Consider the following 20,244-nt stretch of genomic DNA (forward strand, 5'->3'; position numbering starts at 1 on the left):
CGACGTCCTGCCCGCCGCCGCGGCACAACTTCCTCACCCTGCCGCGCATTCGCTCCGAATCCCCGGCGTTCGACCTGCACCACCCGGAGATCGCGGCCCTCGACGCGCTGCACAACGGTCACGGCGCTGAGGACGGCAAGTCCCTCGCCGGCGGCAAGGAGGCGGGCAAGTGAAGATCCAGGGCAAGATGTTCATCTGGCTCTCCGTCTTCGTCCTGGCCATGGCGATCGTCTATGGCCTGTGGTCGAAGGAGCCGGCGGGCACCACCGCGCTGTTCCTCGCCTTCGGCCTGTGCATCATGGTCGGCTACTACCTGGCCTTCACGGCCCGGCGGGTCGACGCGGGTGCCCAGGACAACGAGAACGCCGAGGTCTCGGACGACGCCGGTGAGCTGGGCTTCTTCAGCCCGCACAGCTGGCAGCCGCTGTCCCTGGCCGTCGGTGGCGCGCTCGCCTTCCTGGGCGTCGTCTTCGGCTGGTGGCTGCTGTACTTCTCCCTGCCGGTGATCCTCGTCGGCCTCTTCGGCTGGGTCTTCGAGTACTACCACGGTGAGAACCGCACGCAGTAGGAGCACATCAGGCGGCAACAGCACCGCTGACACGCCGCGGAGCGGGCCCGGACACCTCAACAGGTGTCCGGGCCCGCCCCGTTTGGGCGGCAGGGACGCACCCGTTTGCAGTCCTCCAGCGCGCTGAGACAGGTGATTCTTCATATTTTTGGGTCATGAGTCACAGACCTCGAACCCGGACGGTGCTGAGCTGCGGCCTCCTGCTCGTGCCCCTCGCGGTGAGCTCTGCCGCGTGCGGGGGCTCGGCGTCGGAAGCACTCTCCGCCGATCCCTACGACGCGGGCGACCAGATCACCGCCAACACCCCGGACGGAAAGCGGCAAGCGGACCCCGACAAGCCGCTTGAGGTCTCCGTCACGGACGACGCGGCGCGGATCACGGACGTGACCGCCACCGATTCCACCGGCCGCTTCGTGCACGGCGAACTGAGCGCCGACGGCAGGCACTGGCGCACCACGGCGCCGCTGGCCGCCGGAACCCGCTACACGGTGCGGGTCAGCACCGAGGAGGACGGCTCGCCGGGCCGCAAGACGCTCGTGGTCAACACCAAGGAGGCCAAGGGCCAGTTGACCGCGGTCTTCGGCCCGGAGAGCGGCGAGTACGGCGTCGGCCAGCCGATCACCGCCGAGCTGAGCAAGCCCCTCAAGGACCCCAAGGCGCGCGCCGTCGTCGAGAGCGCCCTGAAGGTCGACTCCATGCCGCGTGTCGAGGGTGCCTGGCACTGGGTGGACGACAAGAAGCTGCACTTCCGCCCGAAGGTGTACTGGCCCGCCCACGCCACCATCTCGGTGCACAGCAACCTGGCCGGCCTGAAGATCGCCAAGGGCTTCTACGGAGGCGCCTCCAAGCCCGTCAGGCTCACCACCGGCGACCGCGTGGAGGCCGTCACCGACGCGGCGGCGCACCAGATGACGGTGAAGCGCAACGGCACGACGATCAACACCATCCCCGTCACGACCGGCAAGCCCGGATTCTCCACCCGCAACGGCGTCAAGGTCGTGCTCGGCAAGGAGAGCTTCGTACGGATGCGCAGCACGACCGTCGGCATCGCCGCCGGGAGCTCGGAGTCCTACGATCTGCCGGTCTACTGGGCCACCCGGGTGACCTGGAGCGGCGAGTACGTCCACGCCGCGCCCTGGTCCGTCGGATCGCAGGGCGCGGCGAACGTCAGCCACGGCTGCACGGGCATGTCCACCAGCAACGCCCAGTGGTTCTTCAACACCGTGCGGGTCGGCGACATCGTCAAGGTCGTCAACAGCGGCGGCGAGACCATGACGCCGTTCGACAACGGCTACGGCGACTGGAACCTGCCGTGGAACGAATGGCGCGCCGGCAGTGCCCTGAAGGGCAAGGGCACCACCACAGGAGCCGCCGAACGCCAGCAGAATCCCAGCGACGACGCCCGGCTGCGCCCGAAGATCTAGCGGCCGCCCTACGGGCCCTAAGAGACCGTCAGCGGGCCGCTCAGGCCTGTACGAGGTGCTTGCGCCGCAGCAGCCCGGCCAGGGCGTCGGCGAAGGCCACCGGATCGATCGGATGGGTCACCGCGGCGTCCGCCCGGCTCCAGGTGGCCAGCCAGGCGTCCTGCGGGCGTCCGATCAGCAGCAGCACCGGCGGGCACTGGAAGATCTCGTCCTTGATCTGCCGGCAGACGCCCATCCCGCCCGCGGGCGCGGTCTCGCCGTCCAGCACGCAGACGTCGATGCCGCCCTGCTCCAGGGCCTCCAGGACGGCCGGGGCGGTGGCGCACTCCAGGATCTCGATCTGCGGGGCATCGGCGGCGGGGCGCCGTCCGGCCGCCAGCCGGACCTGCTCGCGGGTGATGGCGTTGTCGCTGTAGACCAGCACCGTGGCAGTCGCCTGCATCGTTCCTCCACGCTTTTCGTAGCGGCACAGCATCGGGTGGCACTGTTGCGCCGGATGCTACTCCCGCAACGGGCGCCCGCAGGAGGGGTTGAACACATCCAAGATCTGCCCGACGGGCCGTCAGGACCGCCTTCCGGCGGCCCCGCCGACGGCTCGGCCCGCCGGTGCTTCCCCCCTTCGGGCGACCGCGGAATTGGGCCGTACGAGCAGGGCATACGTCCTTGACACACCGAACGGCACCCCCCGGAGTGAGGGCGGGATAAGCGACCGACATAATGTCGGTCGTGGCGACAGCAACGACAGTAGAAACCGGGCACGCGCACCCGTCGGTCAATCGGCCGAACCTCACCAGCGTCGGAACCATCATCTGGCTGAGTTCCGAGCTGATGTTCTTCGCGGCCCTCTTCGCGATGTACTTCACCCTCCGATCGGTGACCGGCGCCGAGTATTGGAAGGAATCCGCCGATGCGTTGAATCTTCCGTTCTCCGCGACCAACACCACGATCCTGGTGCTCAGCTCCCTGACCTGCCAGCTCGGCGTTTTCGCGGCCGAGCGCGGCGACGTCAAGAAGCTCCGGGCCTGGTTCGTGGTCACCTTCGTCATGGGTGCGATCTTCATCGGCGGTCAGGTCTTCGAGTACACCGAGCTGGTCAAGCACGAGGGCCTGTCGCTCTCGTCCGGCCCGTACGGCTCGGTGTTCTACCTGACCACCGGCTTCCACGGACTGCATGTGACGGGCGGACTCATCGCCTTCCTGCTGGTCCTGGGCAGGACGTACGCGGCCAAGAGGTTCACCCACACGCAGGCCACCGCGGCCATCGTTGTGTCCTACTACTGGCACTTCGTCGATGTCGTCTGGATCGGCCTCTTCGCCACGATCTACCTGATCAAGTAGCCCCTGCCGGCTCCGCATCAGACAGACATATCCACAGCATCGACGCAGAAGATCCTGACACCGGGGTAATCCGTGAAAAAGCTCTCCGCACGACGGCGCCATCCGCTGGCGGCGCTCGTCGTCCTACTCCTCGCGCTGGCGGTCACCGGGGGGCTGTACGCCGCGTTCGCGCCGGCGGACAAGGCTCAGGCCGATGACACCGCCCAGTCCCTTGCCATCAAGGAGGGCAAGAAGCTCTACGCCGTGGGCTGTGCAAGCTGCCACGGCACCGGCGGTCAGGGCACCTCCGACGGCCCGAGCCTGGTCGGCGTGGGCGCCGCAGCCGTCGACTTCCAGGTCGGCACCGGCCGTATGCCGGCCCAGCAGCCCGGCGCCCAGGTGCCGCGGAAGAAGGCCATCTACAACGACGCCCAGCGTGAGGCCCTGGCGGCCTACGTCGCGTCGCTGGGTGCCGGTCCGACCGTCCCGGAGAAGTCGCAGTACAGCCCCGATGGTGCCGACATCGGCAAGGGCGGCGAGCTGTTCCGCACCAACTGCGCGCAGTGCCACAACTTCACCGGCAAGGGCGGCGCCCTCACCAACGGCAAGTACGCACCGACGCTCGAGGGCGTGGACCCGAAGCACATCTACGAGGCCATGGAAACCGGCCCGCAGAACATGCCCTCCTTCGGTGACGGCTCGCTGAGCAAGCAGAACAAGAAGGACATCATCGCGTACCTCGGCGCCGTCAACGGCGATGAATCCGAGAGCCCCGGCGGCCTGGACCTCGGCGGTCTCGGCCCGGTCAGCGAGGGTCTCTTCGGCTACATCTTCGGCCTGGGCGCGCTGGTAGTGGTCGCCATCTGGGTCGCAGCCCGGACTACGAAGGCCAAGAAGTCATGAGCGAGACTGGACGACACGCAGACGTGCCAGAAGAAACCCTTCCCAGTGAGCGGGAGACGGCTCACGAAGGTGCGGTGACGAAGGCGGACAACCCGTTCGCCGACCCGGGGCTGCCGCCCCACGAGCACCGCGCCCAGGACATCGACGAGCGGGCCGCCAAGCGCTCCGAGCGCACCGTTGCCCTCCTCTTCCTGGTGTCCATGATCGCCACGGTCGGCTTCATCGCCTCGTACGTGGCCATCCCGATCGACAAGATCGTCTACATCTGGCCGATCGGCCACATCAGCGCCCTGAACTTCGCGCTCGGTCTGACGCTCGGTGCGGCCCTGTTCTGCATCGGCGCCGGCGCGGTCCACTGGGCCCGCACGCTGATGTCGGACGTGGAGGTCGCCGACGACCGCCACCCGATCGAGGCCACGCCCGAGGTCAAGGCCAAGGTCATGGCCGACTTCCAGGCCGGTGCCGAGGAGTCGGGCTTCGGCCGTCGCAAGCTGATCCGCAACACGATGTTCGGCGCGCTGGCCCTGGTGCCGCTCTCCGGCGTCGTCCTGCTGCGCGACCTCGGTCCGCTGCCGGGGACCAAGCTGCGCACCACGGGCTGGAAGAAGGGCGTCCGCCTGGTCAACCAGTCCACCAACCTCCCGCTGCGTCCCGAGGACATCGCGGTCGGGTCGCTGACCTTCGCCAAGCCCGAGGGCCTGGAGGAGGACGACCACGACTTCAACAACAAGATCGCCAAGGACGCCCTGATGCTCGTGCGGATCCAGCCGCAGAACATCAAGGACAAGCAGGAGCTCGCCTGGTCCCACGAGGGCATCGTGGCGTACTCGAAGATCTGCACCCACGTGGGTTGCCCGATCAGCCTGTACGAGCAGCAGACGCACCACGTGCTCTGCCCCTGCCACCAGTCGACCTTCGACCTCGCTGACGGTGGTCGGGTGATCTTCGGTCCCGCCGGACACGCCCTGCCGCAGCTGCACATCACGGAGAAGGACGGCTTCCTGGAGGCCGCGAGCGGCTTCGCGGAGCCCGTCGGCCCGAGCTTCTGGGAGCGCGGATGAGTAACGAACAAGGCGCGACCAACCCGCGCCGCGGCCAGGCGCCGCGGGGCGAGCGGATCGCCGACTGGGCGGACGGCCGGCTGGGCATCTACAGCCTCGCCAAGGCCAACATGCGCAAGATCTTCCCGGACCACTGGTCCTTCATGCTGGGTGAGGTCGCGCTCTACAGCTTCATCATCATCATCCTGACCGGTGTCTATCTGACGCTGTTCTTCCACCCGAGCATGGCCGAGGTCACCTACCACGGTTCCTATGTGCCCATGCAGGGAATCCGGATGACCCAGGCCTTCGAGTCGACGCTGGACATCAGCTTCGACGTCCGCGGTGGTCTGCTCATCCGCCAGATCCACCACTGGGCCGCGCTGGTCTTCCTGGCCGCGATGATGGTCCACATGATGCGGGTGTTCTTCACCGGCGCCTTCCGCAAGCCGCGCGAGGTCAACTGGCTGTTCGGCTTCCTGCTGTTCGTGCTGGGCATGTTCACCGGCTTCACCGGCTACTCGCTCCCCGACGACCTGCTCTCCGGTACCGGCGTGCGGTTCATCGAGGGCGTCATCCTGGCGATGCCGCTGGTCGGTTCGTACCTGCAGATGTTCATCTTCGGCGGCGAGTTCCCCGGGCACGACATCATCCCGAGGTTCTTCACGGTGCACGTGCTGCTGCTGCCGGGCATCATGCTCGGCCTGCTGGTGGCGCACCTGATCCTGGTCTTCTACCACAAGCACACGCAGTTCCCGGGTGCCGGCAAGACCAACAACAACGTCGTCGGCATGCCGCTGCTGCCGGTCTACATGGCCAAGGCCGGAGGCTTCTTCTTCCTGGTCTTCGGTGTGATCTCGGTGATCGCCGCGGTCGCCAGCATCAACCCCGTGTGGGCCATCGGACCGTACCGGCCCGACCAGGTCTCCACGGGCGCCCAGCCCGACTGGTACATGGGCTTCGCCGAGGGTCTGGTCCGCGTCATGCCGGGCTGGGAGTGGGACTTCTGGGGCCACACCGTCAACTTCGGTGTGCTGATCCCGATCCTGATCTTCCCGCTGGTCCTGGTCGCCATCGCGGTCTACCCGTTCGTCGAGTCCTGGGTCCGCGGCGACAAGCGCGAGCACCACATCCTGGACCGCCCGCGCAACGTCCCGACCCGCACCGGCTTCGGTGTGGCCTGGCTGGTCGCGTACTTCGTGATGCTGATCGGTGGTGGCAACGACCTGTGGGCGACCCACTTCCACCTGTCGATCAACACCATCACCTGGTTCGTCCGGATCGCGTTCTTCGTCGGACCGGTGCTGGCCTTCATCGCCACCAAGCGGATCTGCCTGGGTCTGCAGCGGCGCGACAGGGACAAGGTGCTGCACGGCCGCGAGTCCGGCATCATCAAGCGCCTGCCGCACGGTGAGTTCATCGAGGTCCACGAGCCGCTCGACCAGGAGCAGCTGCACCTCCTGACCCAGCACGAGCAGCCCAAGCCGCTCGAACTGGGCCCGGAGGTCGACGAGAACGGCGTCAAGCGCAAGATCAAGCGCTCGCAGAAGCTGCGCGCCAAGCTCTCGAAGTCCTACTACGGCGAGGACAGCGTCATCGCCAAGCCCACGGTCGAGGAGTACCAGGAGATCACCAGCGGCCACGGCCACCACTGATCCCCTCGGCGCCTCGTAGCGCACCGTAGGCAGTACGCCACCCAGAGGGCCCCGTCCGGCGATCGGACGGGGCCCTCCGGCGTACCCGCCGGGTCGATAGGGTGACGGCATAAGCAGGAAACACACCAGGAGCGTGGACCATGAACGTTGTGACCCCGGCAGGCGGCGACAGCGTGGCGGCCCACACCTGGCCGGGCATCCTCAACGCCCTCCTCGACGGCCGCGACCTCAGCGCCGACGACACCGCCTGGGCGATGGACAAGATCATGCGGGGCGAGGCCAGCGACGCCCAGATCGCCGGTTTCGCGGTGGCGCTGCGGGCCAAGGGCGAGACCGTCGCCGAGATCTCCGGACTCGTCCGCACCATGTACGCGCACGCCCGGCTGATCGAGGTCCCCGGCCCCAGCGTCGACATCGTCGGCACCGGCGGCGACGGCGCCAAGACCGTCAACATCTCCACGATGTCCTCGATCGTGGTCGCCGGCACCGGCGCGAAGGTCGTCAAGCACGGCAACCGCGCGGCGTCCTCGGCCAGCGGAGCCTCCGACGTGCTGGAGAAGCTCGGCGTCAATCTCGACCTCACCCCGCAGCGGGTCACCGAGGTCGCGCAGGAAGCGGGCATCACCTTCTGCTTCGCGGTGAAGTTCCACCCCGCGCTGCGGCACGTCGCCAACGCCCGGGGCCAGCTCGGCATCCGCACGACCTTCAACGTGCTGGGCCCGCTGACCAACCCCGCGAAGGTCCGCGCCCAGGCGACCGGCGTCGCCGACGCCCGGATGGCGCCGATCCTGGCCGGTGTGCTCGCCGAGCGCGGCTCCTCGGCGCTGGTCTTCCGCGGCGACGACGGCCTGGACGAGCTGACCACGACCGCGACCTCCCGGGTGTGGGTCGTACGGGACGGCACGGTGCGCGAGGAGCGCTTCGACCCGCGGGACGTCGGCATCGGCCTGGTCCCCGTCGAGGCCCTGCGCGGCGCGGACGCCTCCTACAACGCGGAGGTGGCCCGCCGGCTGCTGGACGGCGAGACCGGACCGGTACGCGACGCGGTCCTGCTGAACTCCGCGGCCGCGCTGGTCGCGCTGGAGCCGGGCGACGCCCCCCTGGCGGAACAGATCCGCGCGGGCATCGAGAAGGCCGCCGCCTCGATCGACTCCGGCGCCGCCAGGCGGGCGCTGGAGCGGTGGGTGACCGCCAGCAACGCATGAGCGGCGGGTGACGCAGAGTGTGAGGCAGGCCCCAGTCCGTCATACGGACCGGGGCTTGCGCGTTGTTGATCGTGTGGCATGATGCTGCGCAGGTCACGAGTGACAGCGACACAGGCCCCGGCCCGCTGTCCGGCAACCCTCCGTCCGTGGCGGGGTGCCCCGGGTGATGACCAGGCCGCAGGCAGCGAGGTCTGCGGCAAGCGCGGATCCCTCGCCAGGGATCCTGGTCCTCGAGGGAGAACTTCCGTGAACCAGCGAATGCGATAGGGCCCCTCGGCCCCTTTTCCGCACCCTTTTTCCTTTCACGCTGCGGCGCCCCGCAGTGCGCTGTGACGCACCCCGACGCGCCCGCCCGCAGCGAATTCGCTTGTCTCTCACGGGAGTTCGCCATGTCTGTTTCCGCCGTTGCCGCCGACAGTTCCGTTTGTGCCCCGCTGCCGGTTCTGGGACGCGATGTCCTGGTCCCGCTCGTGACCGGCGGCGAGGTCGACTACGCCGCGCTCGACTACGCCGCCAGCGCACCGGCGCTCCAGCGGGTCTGGGACGACGTGGCCGCCTACGCCCCGTACTACGGCAGCGTGCACCGTGGCGCCGGATACCTCTCCCAGCTCTCCACCGACCTCTTCGAGAACAGCCGCCGGACCATCGCCGAGTTCCTCGGCTGCCGCGCCGACGACCAGGTGGTCTTCACCCGCGCCACCACCGACTCGCTGAACCTCCTGGCCTCCGTACTCCCGCACGGCACCCGGGTGTTCGTCTTCGAGACCGAGCACCACGCCTCGCTGCTGCCCTGGGAGCAGCGCGCGGACGTCACGGTGACGTACCTCAACGCGCCGCGCACCCCGCAGCAGGCGGTGGACACCCTGGAGAAGGCGCTCGCCGAGCGCGAGCCTTACGGGCCGGCGCTGGTGTGCGTGACCGGTGCGTCCAACGTGACCGGCGAGCTGTGGCCGGTGCGGGAGCTGGCGGCCGCGGCCCACGCCCACGGCGCGCGGATCGTGCTGGACGCGGCCCAGCTCGCCCCGCACCACCCCCTCGACATCGCCGAACTGGACGTCGACTGGGTCGCCTTCTCCGGCCACAAGCTGTACGCGCCGTTCGGCGCCGGGGTGCTGGCCGGCCGCGCGGACTGGCTGCAGGACGGCGAGCCGTACCTGGCCGGCGGCGGCGCCAGCCGCAGGGTCTCCCGGCGCACCGACGGCGGCGTGGACGTCGAGTGGCACACCACCGCCGCCCGGCACGAGGCCGGCTCGCCGAACGTCATCGGCGCCTACGCGATCGCCGCCGCCTGCCAGGCGCTCACCGAGGCCGGCTTCGACACCCTGGTCGCCCGCGAACAGGCGCTGATCGCCCGGGTGCGGGAGGGTCTGGCCGAGGTGCCCGAGGTCAAGGTGCTCTCCCTCTTCGGCGACGACGCACCCAGGGTGGGCGTGCTCTCGTTCGTCGTCGACGGCTGGAACAGCTCGCACTTCGCCGCCGCGCTGTCGGCCGAGTACGGCATCGGCGTACGCGACGGCCTGTTCTGCGCGCACCCGCTCGTACGGACCCTGCTGGGCAGCGAGCCCCAGGACCCGGGGGAGTGCGGCGCCCCCGAGGCGGCCCCCGGCGAGCGCGCCCTGAACGCCATCCGCGTCAGTTTCGGCGCCGGCACCCCCGACGAGCACATCGACCGCTTCGTCGGCGCGGTGAAGGAACTCATCGCGGACGGCGCACGGTGGAACTACCGCACGGAGGACGGCCGTTGCGTACCCGCGTCTCTTTGACGCGGGGATCCATCCCACGTTTTTGGCTTTCCCGCCGTGGTGGTTGTTCGCCGTTGCGCCTGCGGCGGGCGGTTGTTTGTCGGGTGCGGTGACAGCCCTACGGACTTCGTCCTACGGTCTGTCCCCTCCCGTGAGTGGGTGGAAGACGGCCGGTGGGGGCGGGCCCTATCTGTCGACTTCCTGCAGACGGGGGCTTACGGGGACCCCCACCGGTCTCCTCCCCTCCCACTCACGGGAGGGGGCGGACCGCAGGACGGAGTCCGGAGGGGCGCACCCGCTGCCGAAAACGCCCCGCGCAGCGGCAACCAGCCCGCCGCTAGGCGCAACGGTGAGCAACCAGCACGGCGGGACAGCCGAAAGCGTGGGGGAAAAACGGGCTAGGCATCCAGCCCGATCGCGAAGGCCGCCTCCAGGTCGTGCTGGGAGTACGTGCGGAAGGCGATGTGCGTCTCGGTGGAGGCGACGCCGGGGACCTTGCTGATCCGGCCGGGGATGACGTCCGCGAGGTCGTCGTGGGCGGCGACCCGGACCATGGCGATGAGGTCGTGGGCGCCGGTGACGGAGTAGACCTCGCTGACGCCGTCCAGTGCGGCGATCTTCTGGGCGATCTCGGGGATCTGGTCCACGCTGGTCTTGATGAGCACGATCGACGTGATCACGGCTGGCTCTCTCCCTCGGTCGCCGGGTCATTCGCCCTGGTGGCCCCCACACTATCCCTCCGGTACCGGACCCAGGCGTACAGAAAGCCGAGCGTGAAGCCGACGACGTGTGCGAGGTAGGCGACGCCGGGCCCGTGGGGGTCGTCCTGGGCGGCCTGCCACTGGAGGAAGAACCAGAACAGCAGCACGATCCAGGCGGGAAAGCGCAGCGGAAGGAAGAACAGGAAGGGGAAGACGCTGGTGACCCGGGCCCTGGGGAAGAGGTAGAGGAAGGCGCCCAGGACGCCGGCGATCGAGCCGGAGGCGCCCACCAGCGTCTGGCCCGAGGAGGCGTGCGCGGCCGCGTAGCCGAGCAGCGCCAGGTAGCCGATGATGAGGTAGAAGGCGGCGAACGGCAGCCGGCCCATCCGCGCCTCGGCCATCCCGCCGAAGACGTACAGAAACAGTATGTTGCCGAGCAGATGCAGCCAGCTGCCGTGCACGAACAGCGCGGTGAGCGGAGTGATCAGCGCCCGCAGCGAACCGCTCCAGAGCTCCAGCGGGATCACGCCCCATCGCTCGAAGTACGCGGTCTGCGCCTCCAGCAGGGCGTCGCCGGTGCCGTACATCCGGTTCAGGGTGCAGACGGGGCCGGCCACGAAGACCACGCAGCACAGGCCGATCAGCACATTCGTCAGCCGCGAGAACACCGCGGTCGGGGACCGGGTGGGGTGCGGCGGGCGGGGGAGGAGGCCGGATGGGCGGGGAGAGTCGGCGCGCGCGGAGCGCGGAGTACGGGGTGAACGGGGAGGGGGAGCCGACGCCGTCATGAAGTGATCATGGCGTAATGCGGGCAATCGGGACAGAGTGCCTCGCCGCGTCCCGGCTCCTGGGCAGGGCCCGCACCGGCCCCCCATCAGGCCGTAGGGTTGCAGGCAGTACCTTGCGTACTTCCGCAGTCCGACGGCGCACCGCGTGAACGGCGCAGCAGCACGAGATCGACGAGCATGAAAGAGGACGACACGATGTCTGTTCCCCTGCCGACGGCCGAAACCCGGTGGCGCTGCACGCTGTGCGGCAACCTCACCCGTTTCGATGTGACCCGACAGGCCAAGGTCGTGGAGTACGTCCACCTGGACCTGGCCGGGGAGCCGAAGGTGGAGGAGCGCGAGGTCCTCAGTGAGAGCATCGAATCCGTGCGCTGCCGCTGGTGCAACGCGGTCGACCAGATCGAACTGGTGGACCGTCCGGGCGCGAGCGCCTGAGATCGGAGCGATGCAGCCGTGGTGGACCGTCCAGAAGGGGAGCCGGGGGCCGAGCGTGCCGACGCGCCTGCGGGTGCGGCGGACGAGGTGCTCGACCGTCCGCTGCCCGAGGGCGTACGGCGCCGGGTCGTGGCGCTCACCGCGGAGTCCTTCGGCGCACTGACCGTCGCCGAACTCCCGGCTCCCCTGCGGCAGTACGCCCGGTTCACCCCGACTCGCCGGGCCAAGTTCGCCGGGAACGCGATGGCCGCCGCGCTGGAGGGCGACGCGGTCTTCCGGCAGCGGATCGCCGGCAAGCTGCGCGAGGCCCAGCCGGAGCTCGCCGAGGCGCTGGAGCACGGCACCCCGCCCGCCGCCGCCGATCCGCTCGATGTCGCCGCGGCCGCCTATGTGCTGCGGCCCGACGGCTGGGTCAAGCTCGTCGCGGCGGCCGGTGAGGAGGCGCAGCGGGCGCGCGCCGAGCGGGCCGGCGAGGAGGCCGAGCGGGAGCTGGCCAGGCTGCGCGCGGAGCTGGCGCAGGCGCGCGACGAGGCGCGGGCGGACACCGAGCGGATCCGGGTGGACCTGGAGGCCGCGCGCAAGGAGAACGAGACGCTGCGCCGCAAGCTGCGCAGCGCGCTGAGCGACGTCAAGCGCGGTGAGGCCGCGGTGCGCAAGGCCGAGGCCGAGCTGGCCGACGTACGGGACCGGGCGGCCACGGAGAAGAACGCCGCGGACAGCGAGCTGCGCCGGCTCAAGGCCCGCATCACCGAGGCGGAGGCGACGCTGGAGACCAGCCGGCGAGCCGTCCGCGAGGGGCGCAGCGTCGAGGACATGCGGCTGCGGCTGCTGCTGGACACCGTTCTGGACGCCGCCCAGGGGCTGCGCCGCGAGCTGGCGCTGCCGCCCGCCAACGTCCATCCGGCCGACACCGTCGAGGCGGTCGCGCCGGGCCGGATGACGCCCAAGGACATCGCGACGCGTGCGCTGTCGGAGACGGACCCGGCGCTGCTCGACCAGCTACTGGCGCTGCCCCAGGCGCATTTGGTGGTGGATGGCTACAACGTCACCAAAACCGGCTATCCGACCATGCCGCTCGACAAGCAGCGGCTGCGCCTCCTGGGCGGTCTCGCGGTGCTGGCGGCGCAGACCGGCGCCGAGATGACCTGCGTCTTCGACGGTGCGGAGCTGGCGGCGCCGGTGCTGCTCGCACCGCCGCGCGGCGTGCGGGTCCTGTTCAGCAAACCGGGCGTAACGGCCGATGAGTTGATTCGTCAACTCGTACGTGCCGAACCGCCCGGCCGCCCGGTCGTCGTGGTCTCCACGGACCGGGAAGTGGCCGACGGTGTGGCGAAGGCCGGGGCGCGGCCGGTCGCATCGGCCCTGTTGCTCAAGCGACTTGCCCGTACCTGAGGGGCGGGATTCGGACTTCCGGACCGCGGAAGAAAACGCTCGCCATCCGTCTCTCAGTGTCAATTGGCGCTCACTGCCTGTGTGATGTTGGTAAAGGATGGGGTTTGTGGCGCAGATTTTTCCTATGAGGATTTGAAGCGATCACAGCTCGGTTACTAAGGTCGGGCGCGAACCTTCATACAGGTGATCATCCAACCGGGATGAACAGTGAAGGTACCGCCGAGTCCGCGGCGTTCACGCGGAGCCGGGGTCTTGCCCCCCCCACTTCCCGGTAGGCGGCTGGAGGAAGAAGGAGCTCGCCCCCGTGGCGTCCCACCGTCGACCCAAGCAGCCGAGCCGTACCCGCGTGACCGTGCTGACCGCCACCGCCGCGGCGGCCGTGGCCCTTTCGTCCCAGGCCGCCCAGGCCGCCCCCTCGCCGTCGAAGAAGGACGTCAAGTCCGAGGTCGACAAGCTCTACGAGCAGGCCGAGCAGGCCACCGAGAAGTACAACGGGGTCAAGGAGCAGCAGGACAAGCTCCAGAAGGAGGTCGACGACCTCCAGGACAAGGTCGCGCGCGGGCAGGGTGAGCTCAACCAGCTCCGCAAGGGCCTCGGCGCGGTCGCCTCCGGCCAGTACCGCAGCGGCTCCATCGACCCCTCGGTGCAGCTGTTCCTCTCCGGCGACCCGGACACCTACCTCGAGAAGGCCGCCACCCTCGACCAGTTGAGCGGCAAGCAGGCCGAGCAGCTCAAGACCATCGCGGACAAGCAGCGCCGGCTCGCCCAGGAGCGCGCGGAGGCCGCGAGCAAGATCCAGGACCTCACCGAGACCCGTAAGGCGCTCGGCGAGAAGAAGGACGAGATCAAGGGCAAGCTCGCCAAGGCGCAGCAGCTGCTCAACACCCTGACGGCCAAGGAGCGGGCGGCCATGGAGGCCGAGCAGGCCCGTGCCGACCGCAGCAACGAGCGCGCCGACCTCGGCAACGACGTGCCCGCCTCGCAGCGCGGCGCGGCCGCCCTGGCCGCCGCGCAGTCCAAGATAGGTTCGCCCTACGTCTGGGGTGCCACGGGCCCGTCGTCCTTCGACTGCTCGGGCCTGACCTCCTGGGCGTACCAGCAGGCCGGCCAGTCGCTGCCGCGCACCTCGCAGGCGCAGGCCAACGCCGGTACCCGGATCGGCTCGCAGGACGCCCTCAAGCCCGGCGACCTGGTGCTCTTCTACGACGACCTGCACCACATCGGCCTCTACGCGGGCAACGGCACGGTGCTGCACGCCCCGAAGCCGGGTGCCTCCGTGCGCTACGAGTCGATCAACAACATGCCGTTCATGTTCGGCGTGCGGGTCTGACGGGACGCGCCACAGCCTCAACCTGCCGCCCGAACGGGCGAATTGCGGCCTTCGTCGCTGACCTCCCGCCCCGCCGGTGACCTGCACAGTCACCGGCGGGGCGGCTTTTTGTGCACCGAATGGGGTTTTTGGCCGGTGTGCACCGGCGCGGTTACTGTCTGCCCTCGCAACATCCGGTCACCGCGCGCCCTCCCGGGCGACAGGGGATTCCCCCACGCTCTCGGCCGGCCCCCCAGGCTCTCGGCTCCGCTCAAGCAGGGGAGGGCCCTACGAGCAGGCGGGACCCCCATCGGAAGGAGTGTGGCTCTCGTGGCGTCCCACCGCCGTCCCGCACAGCACGGCCAGGGCACCCTCGCCGGGGTCACCCTGCTGTCCGCCGCGCTGGCGACCGCGGCCGCCGGACTGTCGGCACCGCCGGCCTCCGCCTCCCCCACGGACCCCGCCGGCCGCGACGCGGCGCTGGCGCGGGTCCGGACGCTCTACGAGCAGGCGGAGCGGGCCACCGAGAAGTTCAACGGCGCCGACGCCCGCACCAGGAAGCTGCGCGACGAGGCGACCACCCTCCAGGACCGCACCGCCCGCGCCCAGGAGCGGGTCAACCGCATGCGCGGCCGGATCGGGGCGCTGGCCGCCGCCCAGTACCGGGCCGGCGGTCTCGACCCCGCCTTGAAGCTGATGCTCTCCGAACGGCCCGACAGCTACCTGGAGAAGGCCTCCGCGCTCCACCGGCTCGGCGCCGTCCAGGCCACCCACCTGCGCGAACTGCGAGCGGCGCAGCACACCCTGGAAATCCAGCGCCGGGACACCGCGGGGAAGCTGGCCGAGCTGGAGTCCAGCCGCCGGCAGGTCGCCCGCCACAAGAGGAACGTCCAGCGCAAGCTGGCCGTCGCCCAGCGGCTGCTGAACGCGCTCCCCATGGAGGCCAGAGCGGCCTACGACCGGATCTCCAGGAGCGACGGGCGCGGCGAGATGATCCCCGACCTCGGTGGCGCCGTACCGGCCTCCGGGCGGGCCGCGGCCGCCGTCGACGCGGCGCGCGCCGCCGTGGGCTCCCCGTACGCCTGGGGAAGCAACGGCCCCGGCGCCTTCGACTGCTCCGGACTCACCCAATGGGCCTACAGCTGGGCCGGCGTCTGGCTGCCCCGTACCTCGCAGGGCCAGCGCGGCGCCGGCCGGCAGGTTCCGCTCGGCCAGGTGCAGCCCGGCGACCTGGTCATCTACCGCTCGGATGCCAGTCATGTCGGCATGTACGTCGGAAACGGCCAGGTCGTGCACGCGCCCCATCCCGGCGCGCGGGTGCGCTACGACCCGGTCGGGATGATGCCGATCTCGTCCGTCACCAGGCCCTGAGAGAGCGCCCCAGCGTTTTTGCCCCGGCCGGGCCGGAATTACGATCGGCCGCATGTCACACCAGTGGGCGAGACGGCCGTCGCGGGCCGGGGCGGCGGGCTGTGCCGTCGCGACCGGCCTCGCGCTGCTCGCACCCCTGGCCGGCTGCGCGCCCAGGACCTCCTCCTCGGCCCGCTTCCCGGACGTCCAGCGGATGCTCGACGACCGGGCGCGGGCCGTCCAGAAGCGGGACGAGGCGGGCTTCCTGGCCGCCGTCGACCCCCGCGCCACCGGCTACCGCGCCCGCCAGCGCGCCGTGTTCGCCCACCTGTCGGGCATACCGCTGACCGACTGGCGCTACGACCTCGACTCCACCGACGCCTTCCCCCTCGCCGGCCCCGGCGGCGGCGAACGGCTGGCCGCCAAGGTCCGGCTGCGCTACCGCCTCAAGGGCTACGACACCGCGCCGGTCAACGCCGTGCAGTACCTCACCCTGACCGAGCGCGACGGACGCTGGCTGATCTCGTCGGACAGCGACGGCGCGGCGGCCGGCAAGAGCGGCACCCGCCAGCTGTGGGACCAGGGCCCGGTACGGGTGGTCCACGGCCGGCACAGCCTGGTCCTCGGCGGTGCCGCCCACCTCGACCGGCTCAAGGACCTGGCGCGCCGCGCGGACCAGGCGGTGCCCGCGGTCTCCGCGGCCTGGAAGGGCAAGTGGGCGCGGAAGGTCGTGGTGGAGGCGCCGGACTCGGTCGAGCAGATGGCGCAGCTGATGGGCAGCGACGACCCCTCCGGCTACCGGGGGATCGCGGCGGTCACCACCGGTGAGGCGGGCGTCACCACGGCCGCCCCGGCGGACCGCGTGATCATCAACCCCGACGCCTACGAGGAGCTCAACGACCTGGGCCGCAAGGTGGTCCTCACCCACGAGACCACCCATGTCGCCACCCGTACGGTCACCACCGCGGCCACCCCCCTGTGGCTCTCCGAGGGCTTCGCCGACTGGGTCGCCTACCGCGGCACGCACCGCAAGGCCGCCACCACCGCCCCCGAGCTCACCCGCGCGGTCCACAGCGGCAAGCTCCCCGCCAAGCTGCCCACCGACGCCGACTTCGGCTTCAGCGCCGGCGCCGACCGGCTGGCGAAGGCGTACGAGGGCAGCTGGCTGGCCTGCCGCATGATCGCCGAGAGGTGGGGCGAGGCGAAGCTGCTCGCCTTCTACCGGGCGGCGGGCCGGAGCGGGCTGCGTACGGCGGCGACCGGGGGCGTGCCGATGGAGGCGGCCACGGTGGCACCGAGCGGCGCCCGCCCGGCGTCGCCGGCGGCCGGTTCCGGCTACCGCCCGCTGACCCGCGCCGACCGCACCGACCGCGCCATGCGGGCCCATCTGGGCGTCGGCCTCGCGGAGTTCACCGCACAGTGGCGGGCGTATGTGCGTAAGCAGCTGCGCTGAGGGGCTCCGTACCGTCCACGGGGCCGCGGTTGGCGGCCCACAGCCGCCGGCAGGCGAGCAGTGACGCGGCGACCAGCAGCCCGTTGCGCAGGGCCAGCAGGGCGACGCCCCGCGGATCGCTCGCCACGACGTGCGCGAACCCGAGGGGGAACTCCAGCAGGGTGACCCCGGTGGCGAGCACGACCAGCACCGTCGGCAGCGCCTGACGGCTCGCCCGTACGGTCGTGCACACCGCTCCCAGCCCCACCAGCCAGAGCATGTACTGCGGGCTGATCACCCGGCTCGTGGTCGTCAACAGCAGGGTGGCGGTGAAGGCCGCGTCGCACAGCGTCGCGCGGGTCGGGGGACCGGCCCGCAGCCGCCACAGCACCAGCCAGCCCACGGCTGCCCCGCTCAGCGCCAGCGCCAGGGAGCTGACCAGCTCCACACCGGGCCCCAGGAACTCCACCGAGCCGTAGTTGAGCAGCACCTGGCCGTCCCACCCGTAATGGCGCGCGACATGGAAGACCAGCCCGCCGAGCGACTCGACCTCCGTGCCGCGGTCGCGCTGGAAGGTGAGGAAGGCCAGCGCGCCCGGCGCGGCGGCCACACAGCACACGGTCAGCCCGGCCGCGGTGGCGCCCGCGCTCCGCCACAGGGCGGCCGCCCGGCGGCCGCGCAGCGCCACCCCGGCCAGCAGCAGCGCCGGCCAGGCCTTCAGCAGGGTGCCGAACGCGACCAGTGCGCCCGCCACCCGCGGCCGGCGCACCGCCGCGAAGAGCGCCGCGACGGCCACCACGGTGACCATCAGGTCGTAGCGGGCGTACGCGGTCGGGCCCAGCAACGCCACACCCGCGATCCACACCCAGGCCCCGGCCGGCCGGTTGCCGGCCCGCCGGCCCGCACGCAGGAACAGCGCGAGTCCCGCCGCGTCGGCGACGAGCACCAGGACGAAGAACGCCGGGGCGTAGTCGAGGAACGGCAGCAGACCGGGCGCGAGGACGGCGAGGGCGGCCGCCGGCGGGTACTGCCAGGTCACATCGTCCAGCGGGTACGTACCGGTCTTCAGGACGTCGTACCAGCCCTGGTAGATCACCGAGACATCGGTGGTGACATCCGGCCCCGGCAGCACCACCACCCTCAGCACACACAGCAGCACCACGGCCCGCGTCACGGCCCAGCAAACGACCGGAAGCCACCCGCCACGCACTCCGCCACCGCCGGTCATCGCCACCTCTTCGCCGCCCCTTCCCGCTGCTCCCCGCATCATGCCCGGCGCGACCGTCCGCGGCGGCACGGCGGGCACCGGCGTGGCGGGGCGGCCCGCCCCCGGCGGCGCGCTGCCCGGTACTGTCGGGCCCGAACCGCCGAGAGCGACCGCTCGGACCGACCGTCGAGAGACCATCGTGCACAAGACCCTGATCGTCACGAACGACTTCCCGCCCCGGCCCGGCGGCATCCAGGCCTTCCTGCACAGCATGGCGCTGCGCCTGGACCCCTCCCAGGTCGTCGTCTACGCCTCCACCTGGAAGCGCAGCAAGGAGGGTCTCGCGGCCACCGCCGCCTTCGACGCCGAGCAGCCGTTCCCGGTGGTCAGGGACCGTACGACGATGCTGCTGCCGACGCCCCGGGTGACCCGGCGGGCCACCGCGCTGCTGCGTGAACACGGCTGCTCCTCCGTATGGTTCGGTGCCGCGGCCCCGCTCGGGCTGATGGCGCCCGCGCTCCGCTCGGCCGGCGCCCGCCGCATCGTGGCGACCACCCACGGCCACGAGGCGGGCTGGGCGCAGCTGCCCGCCGCCCGCCAACTGCTGCGCCGGATCGGCGAGGGCACCGACACCCTCACCTACCTCGGCGAGTACACCCGCTCGCGGATCGCCGCCGCGCTCACCCCGCAGGCCGCCGCGCGCATGGTCCAACTCCCGCCCGGCGTCGACGAGAAGACCTTCCACCCCGGCTCCGGCGGCGACGCCGTACGGGCCCGGCTCGGCCTCACCGGCCGCCCGGTCGTGGTGTGCGTCTCGCGCCTCGTCCCGCGCAAGGGCCAGGACACCCTGATCGAGGCGATGCCCGCCATCGTCGCCGCGGTGCCCGACGCGGTGCTGCTGATCGTCGGCGGCGGCCCGTACGAGAAGGAACTGCGCGCCCTGGCCCAGGAGAAGGGCGTGGCGGACGCGGTGCGCTTCACCGGCGCGGTCCCCTGGGAGGAGCTGCCGGCCCACTTCGGCGCCGGCGACGTCTTCGCGATGCCGTGCCGCACCCGCCGCGGCGGTCTCGACGTCGAGGGCCTGGGCATCGTCTACCTGGAGGCGTCCGCCACGGGGCTCCCGGTGGTCGCGGGGGACTCCGGCGGCGCCCCCGACGCCGTCCTCGACGGCGAGACCGGCTGGGTCGTCCCCGGCGGCGCCCCCACCCCCGCCGCGGACCGCATCATCACCCTCCTGAAGGACCCCGAACTGCGCCGCACGATGGGCGAACGGGGCCGCGCGTGGGTGGCCGAGAGGTGGCGCTGGGACGGTCTCGCGGAGCGGTTGCGGAGCCTGCTCTAGCCCGTACGTTTTCGGCTTTCCCGCCGTGCTGGTTTCTCGCCGTTGCGCCTGGCGGCGGGCCCCTCCGCTGCGCTTTGCTGCGGCCCACGTTGTCGGCTTTCCCGCCGTGGGGGCTTGTCGCCGTTTCGCCTGCGGCGGGCGGTTGTGTGTCGGGTGCGGTGACAGCCCTACGGACTCCGTCCTACGGTCTGTCCCCTCCCGTGGTGGGTGGAATACAGGCCGGTGGGGGCGGGCCCCGTCCGTCGACTACCGGCACACGAACGCTGACGTGCACCCCCACCGGTCTCCTCCCCTCCCACCCACGGGAGGGGGCGGACCGCAGGACGGAGTCCGGAGGGGCGCACCCGCTGCCGAAAACGCCCCGCGCAGCGGCAACCAGCCCGCCGCAGGCGCAACGGCGAGCAACACCCACGGCGGGCCAGCCAGAAAAGTCG

18 protein-coding genes and 1 riboswitch are annotated in these 20,244 nt (G+C 71.0%); of the genes, 14 read left to right on the forward strand and 4 right to left on the reverse strand.

The features are described from left to right. The first annotated feature begins 169 nt into the window (after nt 1-169). Both ACFWZH_RS35365 and ACFWZH_RS35370 read left to right on the forward strand, forming a co-directional pair. Nucleotides 170-568, forward strand: coding sequence for a cytochrome c oxidase subunit 4 (locus ACFWZH_RS35365; protein WP_384441080.1), 399 nt, complete (start codon nt 170-172; stop codon nt 566-568). 155 nt (nt 569-723) lie between these two features. Continuing rightward, a complete protein-coding gene (locus ACFWZH_RS35370; RefSeq protein ID WP_384441083.1) occupies nt 724-1,992 on the forward strand; it encodes an Ig-like domain-containing protein in 1,269 nt (422 codons plus the stop codon). 40 nt (nt 1,993-2,032) lie between these two features. On the opposite strand, the gene ACFWZH_RS35375 is transcribed toward ACFWZH_RS35370, so the two are convergent. Further along, nucleotides 2,033-2,434, reverse strand: a complete 402-nt coding sequence (locus ACFWZH_RS35375; protein ID WP_384441086.1) for a hypothetical protein — start codon at nt 2,432-2,434, stop codon at nt 2,033-2,035. 275 nt (nt 2,435-2,709) lie between these two features. On the opposite strand from ACFWZH_RS35375, the gene ACFWZH_RS35380 reads away from it, so the two are divergent. From ACFWZH_RS35380 to ACFWZH_RS35405, 6 genes are all read left to right on the forward strand, one after another. After that, nucleotides 2,710-3,330 carry a heme-copper oxidase subunit III gene (locus ACFWZH_RS35380; RefSeq protein WP_362614683.1) on the forward strand — a complete coding sequence of 207 codons (621 nt, stop codon included), beginning with the start codon at nt 2,710-2,712 and terminating at the stop codon, nt 3,328-3,330. Nucleotides 3,331-3,402: 72 nt separating this feature from the next. After that, nucleotides 3,403-4,212, forward strand: a complete 810-nt coding sequence (locus ACFWZH_RS35385) for a c-type cytochrome (protein WP_384441090.1) — start codon at nt 3,403-3,405, stop codon at nt 4,210-4,212. Then, nucleotides 4,209-5,273 carry a Rieske 2Fe-2S domain-containing protein gene (locus ACFWZH_RS35390; protein ID WP_384441093.1) on the forward strand — a complete coding sequence of 355 codons (1,065 nt, stop codon included), beginning with the start codon at nt 4,209-4,211 and terminating at the stop codon, nt 5,271-5,273. The genes ACFWZH_RS35385 and ACFWZH_RS35390 overlap by 4 nt, the downstream gene beginning before the upstream one ends. Further along, entirely contained in the window at nt 5,270-6,907 is a 1,638-nt protein-coding gene (locus ACFWZH_RS35395) for a cytochrome bc complex cytochrome b subunit (RefSeq protein ID WP_384441096.1), read from the forward strand. The genes ACFWZH_RS35390 and ACFWZH_RS35395 overlap by 4 nt, the downstream gene beginning before the upstream one ends. 140 nt (nt 6,908-7,047) lie before the next feature. After that, on the forward strand, nt 7,048-8,112 hold the full coding sequence (gene trpD, locus ACFWZH_RS35400) for an anthranilate phosphoribosyltransferase (protein ID WP_384441099.1): 1,065 nt from the start codon (nt 7,048-7,050) through the stop codon (nt 8,110-8,112). A gap of 91 nt (nt 8,113-8,203) precedes the next feature. Further along, nucleotides 8,204-8,321: riboswitch (SAM riboswitch) on the forward strand. A 180-nt stretch (nt 8,322-8,501) separates the two neighbouring features. Then, complete coding sequence (locus ACFWZH_RS35405; RefSeq protein ID WP_384441101.1) at nt 8,502-9,875, forward strand: aminotransferase class V-fold PLP-dependent enzyme; 1,374 nt, start codon at nt 8,502-8,504, stop codon at nt 9,873-9,875. Between the two features lie 377 nt (nt 9,876-10,252). Here the strand turns inward: ACFWZH_RS35405 and ACFWZH_RS35410 are convergent, their stop codons facing one another. Both ACFWZH_RS35410 and ACFWZH_RS35415 read right to left on the reverse strand, forming a co-directional pair. Next, nucleotides 10,253-10,534: an Lrp/AsnC ligand binding domain-containing protein gene (locus tag ACFWZH_RS35410; protein WP_384441103.1), complete on the reverse strand. Its 282-nt coding sequence runs from the start codon at nt 10,532-10,534 to the stop codon at nt 10,253-10,255. Further along, the gene (locus ACFWZH_RS35415) at nt 10,531-11,211 is read right to left on the reverse strand and encodes a rhomboid family intramembrane serine protease (protein WP_384441170.1); all 681 of its coding nucleotides are present in this window, start codon (nt 11,209-11,211) and stop codon (nt 10,531-10,533) included. The genes ACFWZH_RS35410 and ACFWZH_RS35415 overlap by 4 nt, the downstream gene beginning before the upstream one ends. Before the next feature lie 327 nt (nt 11,212-11,538). Here ACFWZH_RS35415 and ACFWZH_RS35420 point away from each other — a divergent pair, with 327 nt between their 5' ends. The 5 genes from ACFWZH_RS35420 (at nt 11,539) to ACFWZH_RS35440 (ending at nt 17,282) form a co-directional block, all read left to right on the forward strand. Next, nucleotides 11,539-11,778 (forward strand): hypothetical protein, encoded by a 240-nt coding sequence (locus ACFWZH_RS35420; RefSeq protein ID WP_384441105.1) that lies wholly within the window; start codon nt 11,539-11,541, stop codon nt 11,776-11,778. Nucleotides 11,779-11,796: 18 nt separating this feature from the next. Next, on the forward strand, nt 11,797-13,170 hold the full coding sequence (locus tag ACFWZH_RS35425) for an NYN domain-containing protein (RefSeq protein ID WP_384441108.1): 1,374 nt from the start codon (nt 11,797-11,799) through the stop codon (nt 13,168-13,170). A 304-nt stretch (nt 13,171-13,474) separates the two neighbouring features. After that, on the forward strand, nt 13,475-14,500 hold the full coding sequence (locus ACFWZH_RS35430; RefSeq protein ID WP_384441110.1) for an NlpC/P60 family protein: 1,026 nt from the start codon (nt 13,475-13,477) through the stop codon (nt 14,498-14,500). A 309-nt stretch (nt 14,501-14,809) separates the two neighbouring features. Beyond that, nucleotides 14,810-15,850, forward strand: coding sequence for an NlpC/P60 family protein (locus tag ACFWZH_RS35435; protein ID WP_384441113.1), 1,041 nt, complete (start codon nt 14,810-14,812; stop codon nt 15,848-15,850). Between the two features lie 52 nt (nt 15,851-15,902). Continuing rightward, entirely contained in the window at nt 15,903-17,282 is a 1,380-nt protein-coding gene (locus ACFWZH_RS35440) for a hypothetical protein (protein ID WP_384441116.1), read from the forward strand. Here the strand turns inward: ACFWZH_RS35440 and ACFWZH_RS35445 are convergent. Then, on the reverse strand, nt 17,239-18,489 hold the full coding sequence (locus ACFWZH_RS35445) for a glycosyltransferase 87 family protein (protein ID WP_384441119.1): 1,251 nt from the start codon (nt 18,487-18,489) through the stop codon (nt 17,239-17,241). The two genes, ACFWZH_RS35440 and ACFWZH_RS35445, sit on opposite strands and share 44 nt — an antisense overlap. Nucleotides 18,490-18,667: 178 nt before the next feature. Here ACFWZH_RS35445 and ACFWZH_RS35450 point away from each other — a divergent pair, with 178 nt between their 5' ends. Further along, nucleotides 18,668-19,810: a glycosyltransferase family 4 protein gene (locus ACFWZH_RS35450; RefSeq protein ID WP_384441173.1), complete on the forward strand. Its 1,143-nt coding sequence runs from the start codon at nt 18,668-18,670 to the stop codon at nt 19,808-19,810. Nucleotides 19,811-20,244 lie beyond the last annotated feature (434 nt).

This window comes from Streptomyces sp. NPDC059008 (genome assembly GCF_042749045.1).
Lineage (GTDB): Bacteria > Actinomycetota > Actinomycetes > Streptomycetales > Streptomycetaceae > Streptomyces.

What these genes read in the sequence shown, in the direction of transcription:
- ACFWZH_RS35370 (WP_384441083.1), top strand. Translation starts at nt 724, where the DNA reads ATGAGTCACAGACCTCGAACCCGGACGGTGCTGAGCTGCGGCCTCCTG.
- ACFWZH_RS35375 (WP_384441086.1), bottom strand. Translation starts at nt 2,434, where the DNA reads ATGCAGGCGACTGCCACGGTGCTGGTCTACAGCGACAACGCCATCACC.
- ACFWZH_RS35380 (WP_362614683.1), top strand. Translation starts at nt 2,710, where the DNA reads ATGTCGGTCGTGGCGACAGCAACGACAGTAGAAACCGGGCACGCGCAC.
- ACFWZH_RS35390 (WP_384441093.1), top strand. Translation starts at nt 4,209, where the DNA reads ATGAGCGAGACTGGACGACACGCAGACGTGCCAGAAGAAACCCTTCCC.
- ACFWZH_RS35395 (WP_384441096.1), top strand. Translation starts at nt 5,270, where the DNA reads ATGAGTAACGAACAAGGCGCGACCAACCCGCGCCGCGGCCAGGCGCCG.
- trpD (WP_384441099.1), top strand. Translation starts at nt 7,048, where the DNA reads ATGAACGTTGTGACCCCGGCAGGCGGCGACAGCGTGGCGGCCCACACC.
- ACFWZH_RS35405 (WP_384441101.1), top strand. Translation starts at nt 8,502, where the DNA reads ATGTCTGTTTCCGCCGTTGCCGCCGACAGTTCCGTTTGTGCCCCGCTG.
- ACFWZH_RS35420 (WP_384441105.1), top strand. Translation starts at nt 11,539, where the DNA reads ATGTCTGTTCCCCTGCCGACGGCCGAAACCCGGTGGCGCTGCACGCTG.
- ACFWZH_RS35440 (WP_384441116.1), top strand. Translation starts at nt 15,903, where the DNA reads ATGTCACACCAGTGGGCGAGACGGCCGTCGCGGGCCGGGGCGGCGGGC.
- ACFWZH_RS35445 (WP_384441119.1), bottom strand. Translation starts at nt 18,489, where the DNA reads ATGACCGGCGGTGGCGGAGTGCGTGGCGGGTGGCTTCCGGTCGTTTGC.